Annotated in this window: 7 protein-coding genes (1 of these 7 cut by a window edge); 1 reads left to right on the top strand and 6 read right to left on the bottom strand. The window is 55.1% G+C overall.

Going from position 1 to position 7,396, the window contains the following annotated elements:
* From PPRO_RS08365 to PPRO_RS08350, 4 genes are all read right to left on the bottom strand, one after another.
* Nucleotides 1–1,381: the 5' portion of a glutamine synthetase III family protein gene (locus PPRO_RS08365; protein WP_011735573.1), read on the bottom strand. Its footprint begins 707 nt before the window's first position; the window shows 1,381 of its 2,088 coding nt (coding positions 1–1,381); its start codon is at nt 1,379–1,381; its stop codon lies beyond the left edge, outside the window.
* A 623-nt stretch (nt 1,382–2,004) separates the two neighbouring features.
* Nucleotides 2,005–3,417 carry a type I glutamate--ammonia ligase gene (gene glnA / locus PPRO_RS08360; protein ID WP_011735572.1) on the bottom strand — a complete coding sequence of 471 codons (1,413 nt, stop codon included), beginning with the start codon at nt 3,415–3,417 and terminating at the stop codon, nt 2,005–2,007.
* Nucleotides 3,418–3,450: 33 nt separating this feature from the next.
* Entirely contained in the window at nt 3,451–3,789 is a 339-nt protein-coding gene (locus PPRO_RS08355; RefSeq protein ID WP_011735571.1) for a P-II family nitrogen regulator, read from the bottom strand.
* A gap of 250 nt (nt 3,790–4,039) precedes the next feature.
* Nucleotides 4,040–4,753, bottom strand: a complete 714-nt coding sequence (locus tag PPRO_RS08350) for a PilZ domain-containing protein (RefSeq protein ID WP_011735570.1) — start codon at nt 4,751–4,753, stop codon at nt 4,040–4,042.
* Nucleotides 4,754–4,822: 69 nt separating this feature from the next.
* Between PPRO_RS08350 and PPRO_RS21450 the strand changes: the two genes are divergently transcribed.
* Nucleotides 4,823–5,674 carry a M23 family metallopeptidase gene (locus PPRO_RS21450; protein WP_232286709.1) on the top strand — a complete coding sequence of 284 codons (852 nt, stop codon included), beginning with the start codon at nt 4,823–4,825 and terminating at the stop codon, nt 5,672–5,674.
* Nucleotides 5,675–5,862: 188 nt separating this feature from the next.
* On the opposite strand, the gene rlmB is transcribed toward PPRO_RS21450, so the two are convergent.
* Together rlmB and pyrF are read right to left on the bottom strand one after the other, a co-directional pair.
* A complete protein-coding gene (gene rlmB, locus PPRO_RS08340; protein ID WP_011735568.1) occupies nt 5,863–6,618 on the bottom strand; it encodes a 23S rRNA (guanosine(2251)-2'-O)-methyltransferase RlmB in 756 nt (251 codons plus the stop codon).
* On the bottom strand, nt 6,615–7,337 hold the full coding sequence (gene pyrF, locus PPRO_RS08335) for an orotidine-5'-phosphate decarboxylase (RefSeq protein WP_011735567.1): 723 nt from the start codon (nt 7,335–7,337) through the stop codon (nt 6,615–6,617). The genes rlmB and pyrF overlap by 4 nt, the downstream gene beginning before the upstream one ends.
* Between the last annotated feature and the right edge of the window lie 59 nt (nt 7,338–7,396).

Raw genomic sequence — 7,396 nt, 5'->3', positions numbered from 1 at the left:
TATTCGGACCCGAAATGGAGAAGGTGGAGCCGAGCATCCTGAATTCAAACCGGTTACCGGTAAAGGCAAAGGGAGAGGTCCTGTTTCTATCGGTGGTATCCTTGGGCAGTGCGGGGAGAGTGGTCACACCGATTTTGATCTCGGAGCCGCTTTTTGAGGATTTTGTAGCACCCTTTTCAATCTGCTCGAGGATCTCGGCAAGCTGCTCGCCAAGGAACATGGAAATGATGGCCGGAGGCGCCTCGTTTGCGCCCAGGCGGTGGTCGTTACCGGCACTGGCACAGGATGAACGCAGGAGCCCGGCATATTCGTCGACAGCCTTGATGGTGGCCATCAGAAAGGTCAGGAACTGTGCATTTTCGTGCGGTGTTTTACCCGGATCGAGCAGATTCTGCCCGTCAGAGGAGCTCATGGACCAGTTGTTGTGCTTACCGGAGCCGTTAACGCCGGCGAAAGGTTTTTCATGCATCAGGCAGATCATGTCATGCCTGATGGCAACGCGCTTCAGCACATCCATAACCAGCTGGTTGTGGTCGGTGGCGATATTGGTTGTCTCGAAGATCGGGGCGACTTCAAACTGTCCGGGAGCAACTTCGTTGTGCTGGGTTTTGGCGGTAACGCCAAGCTTCCAGAGTTCGGTATTGACTTCCTTCATGTAAGAAACAACTCTTTCCTTGATGGAACCGAAATAGTGATCTTCCATCTCCTGCCCTTTTGGGGGCATGGCGCCGAACAGCGTCCTGCCGGCCATAACCAGGTCGAGCCTGTCGAGGAAATAGGACTTATCGACCAGGAAGTATTCCTGTTCAGGGCCGACAGTTGAGGTTACCCTGGTTGCGGTCTGGTTGCCGAAGAGTCTGAGTATTCTCAGCGCCTGGGTTGAAAGCGCCTCCATGGAGCGCAGCAGGGGAGTCTTCTTGTCCAGCGCCTCGCCGGTGTATGAACAGAAGGCGGTAGGGATGCAGAGTGTTATGGCGTCGGCTTCTTCTTTCAGAAATGCGGGAGAAGTGCAATCCCAGGCAGTGTACCCCCTGGCTTCGAATGTAGCTCTCAAGCCGCCGCTCGGGAAGGAGGAAGCATCCGGCTCGCCCTTCACCAGTTCTTTGCCGGAGAAGTCCATAACAATACCGTTGTCGGTTGGTGTAATGAAAGAGTCCTGCTTTTCCGCGGTGACACCGGTCATCGGCTGAAACCAATGGGTGAAATGTGTTGCGCCTCTTTCAACAGCCCACTCTTTCATGGCGGTTGCCACCACATCGGCAATGGATGGGTCCAGAGGCAAACCCTCATCAATGGTTTTTTTCAGATTTTTGTAAACAGCTTTTGGCAGCCTTTCTCTCATTACATCTTGATTGAATACATTCTGACCGAAAATCTCCATGTTGTTCTTGCTCCTTGTCTTAGTGGTGTGCAGAAATTATACAGCCTATTAAACTGCGACAATATCAAGCAGATTTACTGCATCAAATAAAAACTCTTATGAAAAGCAACAGTCATGCCATCACACTGACAACCTCGAAAGAGAAAGCAACAAAAAGTTATAACACCTTGTAGTATTTATTGTTTTAAAATAGCTAGCGGTCTAATTCAGCACAAGCTGCGTGAAAAACGTCAGCCAACCGGACAACAACTGCAAATAAGTTAGGAACACTGCCTAAATTTTCACCACATACTATTCCCGAAGCGACAAGTCATGACCACCTGCAGAGCAGATGGCTTGAGGAAAGCCCCTGAAAAAGGGATTTAAAAAAGTCAAAGACTGTGAAACCACCCTACTCATTCTTCTCGAGCAGCCTCTCGCGAGCTGTCGTTTTAGCGAGATACCACCCATTTCCCGTATATTATCAACAGTTCTCGCTGGTACTGCAGAGCCTTTTACAGTCCCACCGGCAGAGCCGGTGGCTTACTGAAGGTTGAGAGTGATACGGCTGCATGTACAGACGTTCAGATACGAAAAAAGGCGGGATTGCTCCCGCCCTTCGCGTTTCAATGAAAATGGGCTGTTTAGATATCGTAATACAGGGAAAACTCCAACGGAGTCGGACGCATGCGAATCGGGTTGACTTCAGCATCCATCTTGTACTCTATCCACTTCTCGATGACGTCGGGGGTAAAAACATCGCCCTTGAGCAGGAATTCGTGATCTTCCTTCAGGCAGTTGAGCGCCTCTTCCAGGCTGCCCGGAGCGGACGGGATACTCTTGAGTTCCTCAGGAGAAAGACCGTAGATATCCTTGTCCAGCGGCTGGCCCGGATCGATCTTGTTCTCGATGCCGTCAAGGCCGGCCATGAGCAGGGCGGCAAAAGCCAGATAGCCGTTGCAGGAGGGGTCGGGAGTACGGTACTCGACGCGCTTGGCCTTGGGGTTGGTGGACATCATCGGGATACGGATGGCCGCTGAACGGTTACGGCTGGAATAGGCAATATTAACCGGAGCTTCGAAACCGGGCACCAGGCGCTTGTAGGAGTTGGTGGTCGGGTTGGTTATGGCGCAGAGAGCCTTGGCATGTTTGATGATGCCACCGATGTACCAGAGAGCCATCTGGGAGAGTCCACCGTACTTATCACCGGCAAACAGGTTGACACCGTCCTTCCAGATTGAGACGTGACAGTGCATGCCGGAACCATTATCACCGAAGAGCGGTTTCGGCATGAAGGTAACGGTCTTGTTGTTACGATAGGCTACGTTCTTGATGACATACTTGAACCACTGCAACTGGTCGGCCATGTCGACCAGCGGAGAGAAGCGCATATCGATCTCGGCCTGTCCGCCGGTGGCAACTTCATGGTGTTGGCACTCGACCCGGATGCCAACATTCTGGAGTTCCTGCACCATTTCGTTGCGCAGGTCGTTCTGGGAGTCAACCGGCGAGCAGGGGAAGTAGCCTTCCTTGAAGCGCGGTTTGTAGCCCAGGTTGGGAAATTCCTCGCGACCGGTGTTCCAGGCGCCCTCGGAGGAATCAACGGCGTAGAAGGACTGGTTGGGGCCGGAATCGAAGCGTACGTCGTCGAAGATGAAGAATTCGGCCTCGGGACCGAAGAAAGCCGTATCGCCCAGGCCGGTGGACTTCAGGTACATCTCAGCCTTCTTGGCGATGTTGCGCGGGTCGCGGGTGTAGTCTTCCTTGGTGATGGGATCGAAGATGTCGCAGATCAGCGACAGGGTCGGCACGGCGATGAAGGGGTCCATCTTGGCCGAGGTCGGATCCGGGAGCAGGATCATGTCGGAAGCGTGGATCGGCTGCCAGCCACGGATGGAAGAACCGTCAAAACCCTGCCCCTCCTCAAAGGTATCCTCATCGAACTCGGTGATGGGCACCGACACGTGCTGCCAGGTTCCCACAAAGTCCATGAATTTGTAATCAACCATCAGTGCGCCATTTTCTTTGGCAAACTCTACTACTTGTTTCGGAGTCATCGTGCGTTTCTCCTTTCGGGGGTATAAAAATTGTTACAGAGCCTCTTCTCCGGTTTCTCCTGTCCTGATACGAACAACAGCCTCAACGGGGGTCACAAAGATCTTGCCATCGCCGATACGGCCGGTCTTGGCGGCTTTTTCGATTGCTTCCACGACCTTGGGGAGCATATCGTCGGAGACAATGATCTCAAGTTTGATCTTGGGGATGAAGTCGACTACATACTCGGCGCCGCGGTATAACTCGGTGTGCCCTTTCTGGCGGCCAAATCCCTTCACCTCGCTGACAGTAATTCCCTGGATGCCGATTTCGTTCAGGGCCTCTTTAACTTCATCCAGCTTGAAAGGCTTTATTATCGCGTCTATCTTTTTCAACGGAGCTCCTCCCATGTAAGAGATTTGAATGGAAGATTATACGGAGATTGGGAGACAAATTGCAACCAGCGATGACAACTGCTTAAATTAATGCAAGCATATTGCCAAAACACGATAAAAAAATAATGTAAGTAGTTTCGGTGTATTTGCAGTGGATGATGGAAATCAAGGCAGACCCGAGCAGTGCATCTGCCTTGATTATAGGCAGCAAGAGAGAAATATGCCCCTTAATTAGGCAGCGACATACATCTCAGTCGACAAGTTCCTTCAACTCCTTGATGATCTCAACCTGTCGCTGATTGATGAAATAGGCTATCTGCTGCTGGGAATGCTTTTCGGGATGAAATTCCAGGATACAGGTAAAGGGGGCCTCATCTCCAAACACATCGACAACCGTCGCAATCACACCGACTTCGGTGATAGTATCTCTTGAACTGTCCGGCATCTTCAGGGACAGGTTGACCTCACTGCCCGGCAGGAGAATGTCATTGGAATCGAAGATAATGGCTGCCCCACCCAAGGACAGGTCCTTTACGTTTCCTGACAGAAACTGCCCCTCATACATCAGTTCAGCCTGGATTTGGCGGTCCAGACGAACCCGCACGAAACGGCGCAGACTGGAGCGTATCTTGGCATAGGCGAATCTGCAGATAATGACTCTTTTTTTGGCACTGTTGACGTAAAACGCCTCGCCACAGATATCGTCCAGAAAAGCCTTTGTATTACGGGACTGGATCATGACCGTCCGTTCAAGGTTGATGACTTTGGCCTGATACTCGTGAACCTGGAACTCGGCCATTTCGTTCTCCACGCTGAGGAGTTTCGCGTCGTAGGATACCGGGATTTCCTTGTAATAGTTGAGGAGCGTGAAATTATTGCCGATCATACCCTTCAGTGACTGGATGATGACCCGTGAATCCTCCTGCTCGGTTCCCCTGACGATCTTGTCAAAATACTTCAGCATTCCGGAAACTCCCATTGCGTGGTTGTGAATTGACAAACGGCATGATTGCTCTATAGTGAGCAAATGTTTATGTGCTTATCAGAAATCTCTCCCAGCGACAAGCCATTATTAGCCAGTCAGGCCACTAATTTGCGCCGCTGCACCGCTTTTCACGGCATTGCCTTCTCCCTGGCAATCTCCGTTGCGCTATCCCTGCTTTTCCCCGTTCGTTCCCACGGCGATGTCTACCGTTTCGTCACTGTTGACGGCGTGGAGACATTTACCGACGCTCCGGTCAACAAACAGGCCAGGGTGATAATCAGGGAACGCACCCGCAAGGAAGGGGAGAAAACCAGGGGCGAGAAGCGGCATGACATCTCGTTGGACGAGGTCATGGCGAAGACGGTACAGGCGGCCGTCAATCCCCGGCAGCAGAGCTTCGGCACGACGGAGCCGCGCCTCCCCCTGACCGGGGGCGTGATAACCTCGGGGGTCGGCATGCGTATCGACCCCATAGACGGAACTCCCCGCCTGCACAATGGCATCGACATCGCCGTCAGGGAGGGAACACCGGTTACCGCTATTGCTCCGGGGATGGTGATCTACAGCGGCATGCGCTCCGGTTACGGCAATACGGTTCTGGTCGAACATGACAACGGCCTGGTGACGCTCTACGCGCACAACAGCCGCCTCCTGGTTTCCAACGGCCAGTTGGTGGACAATTCCACGGTCATCGCCCATTCCGGCAACACCGGTCGCTCCACCGGCCCGCACCTGCACTTCGAAGCCTGGCAGGCCGGGGTGAACATGACCCCTGTCTTCATGCCCAACAGCGGAAAGCGCCTCCCCCTTGCCTCTGGAAGGACAGAAATCAGGTTTCACCGGGAGATCATGGCCGACGGCTCGATCCTCTTCACCAACATCCACTCGCCAGTCCGCTGACGCCCGCTCTTTTGGGCGGAGCGCAGAACATCCCCTGTCTCAACCAACCCTTTCGGAACGGCATAGGACATGACATCCATCTGGTCGATGGCCAGGTATGCCGCGTTCAAAAATCGAAAATCATGATCAGGAGAAAAACTGCCGGCGCCGGCAAGCGCACGGGACAAGGAACCGGGCAGCTTTCTCCGTCAGCTCCGTCCCGGTTTCTCGCCCCGCAGACAGCGGGCCACCTCGTACAGGGCGATACCACCGGCTACCGAGGCATTCAGGGAGCCGACACCGCCGTACAGGGGGATGGAGACCAGCGCATCGCACTGTTTTCGCACCAGCGGCCTGATCCCCTCCCCTTCGCCACCGATCACCAGAGCGATCTTGCCGGAAAAAGCGACTTCATAGAGCGAGGCATCCGCCTCGCCGCTCAGACCATAGACCCAGTAGCCAGACCTCTTCAACTTCTCCAGTGACTGAGCAATGTTGGTTACCTGGGCCACCGTTATGGTTTCCACTGCACCGGCCGAGGCCTTCTCCGCTGCCGGCGTAATGGCGCAGGCCCGGTCGCGGGGAATGACGACGCCGCTGGCGCCGGCACAGGCTGCCGTACGGATCAGCGCCCCCAGGTTATGGGGATCCTGTATACCGTCCAGGACCAGCAGAAAACCGGCAGCATCCTCACGGTCGCCTGCTTCGATCAGGTCATCCAGGTCGGCATAGCTGAAGGGGGCCACCTTGAGGGCCATTCCCTGGTGGTGGGACGAGCCGCACATGCGGGTCAGGTCCTCACGCTCGCGCCTGATGACCCTGACGCCCCGCTCCCTGGCCAGTTCCAGGATCTTGTCCAGACGGTGGTCCGTGGCCGTTGACTGAACGTACAACCCGAAGATTTCACGTTTGCCGCGCAGCGCCTCCCGAACCGGATTGACGCCAAATACCAGTTCCTCTCTCATGGGCACCCCGCAACGATCTCGTCCACGATCATATCAACGGCACGGACCGGATCGTCCGCCTTTGCGATGGGGCGCCCGATTACCAGATAATCGGCCCCCTCTCTGACGGCATCGTCCGGACTCATGATCCGTTTCTGGTCATCCTGGGAGGCAAAGGAGGGGCGAACGCCGGGGGTGACGATCAGGAAGTCGGGGCCACAGGCCTGGCGGATCAGACCGATCTCCCGCGGCGAGGCGACCACGCCGTCCATGCCCGCCTCCCGGGCCAGACAAGCCAGCCGGACCACCATCTCTTCCACGGGGTGATCGATCCCCACCCGTCGCAGGGTCTCGGCAGTTGAAGAGGTCAGGATGGTCACCGCCAGCAGTCGGGGACGGTCATCGCCGAACTCGCGACGCACCGCGCTGGCAGCGGTCTCCATCATCTCCAGACCGCCCAAAGCATGCAGGTTGGCCAACTGGACACCCAGGCGGGCTGCCTCCAACATTGCCTTGGCCACCGTGTTGGGAATGTCGTGGTACTTCAGGTCCAGAAACACCTGGCCGCCATGGCGCCGCACGGTGGCGACCGCCTCCGGTCCGCAGGCGGTGAACAGTTCCTTGCCGATCTTGAACATCCCCACCCTGTCCGAAAGCAGCCCGGCATAGCGGTCGATCTCAGCTATGCCGTTCACATCCAGGGCAAAGATTATTTTTTTCCGCGCTTCATCGCGATTCATACACGCCCCATGAGCCCCGTAGGCCCGATTGATTCAAACAAACTCTGTTTATACGGCAT

This window comes from Pelobacter propionicus DSM 2379, assembly GCF_000015045.1.
Classification (GTDB): domain Bacteria; phylum Desulfobacterota; class Desulfuromonadia; order Geobacterales; family Pseudopelobacteraceae; genus Pseudopelobacter; species Pseudopelobacter propionicus.
This window is presented reverse-complemented; position numbering and strand designations above follow the sequence as displayed.

What these genes read in the sequence shown, in the direction of transcription:
- glnA (WP_011735572.1), bottom strand. Translation starts at nt 3,417, where the DNA reads ATGACTCCGAAACAAGTAGTAGAGTTTGCCAAAGAAAATGGCGCACTG.
- PPRO_RS08350 (WP_011735570.1), bottom strand. Translation starts at nt 4,753, where the DNA reads ATGCTGAAGTATTTTGACAAGATCGTCAGGGGAACCGAGCAGGAGGAT.
- PPRO_RS21450 (WP_232286709.1), top strand. Translation starts at nt 4,823, where the DNA reads ATGTGCTTATCAGAAATCTCTCCCAGCGACAAGCCATTATTAGCCAGT.
- rlmB (WP_011735568.1), bottom strand. Translation starts at nt 6,618, where the DNA reads ATGAGAGAGGAACTGGTATTTGGCGTCAATCCGGTTCGGGAGGCGCTG.
- pyrF (WP_011735567.1), bottom strand. Translation starts at nt 7,337, where the DNA reads ATGAATCGCGATGAAGCGCGGAAAAAAATAATCTTTGCCCTGGATGTG.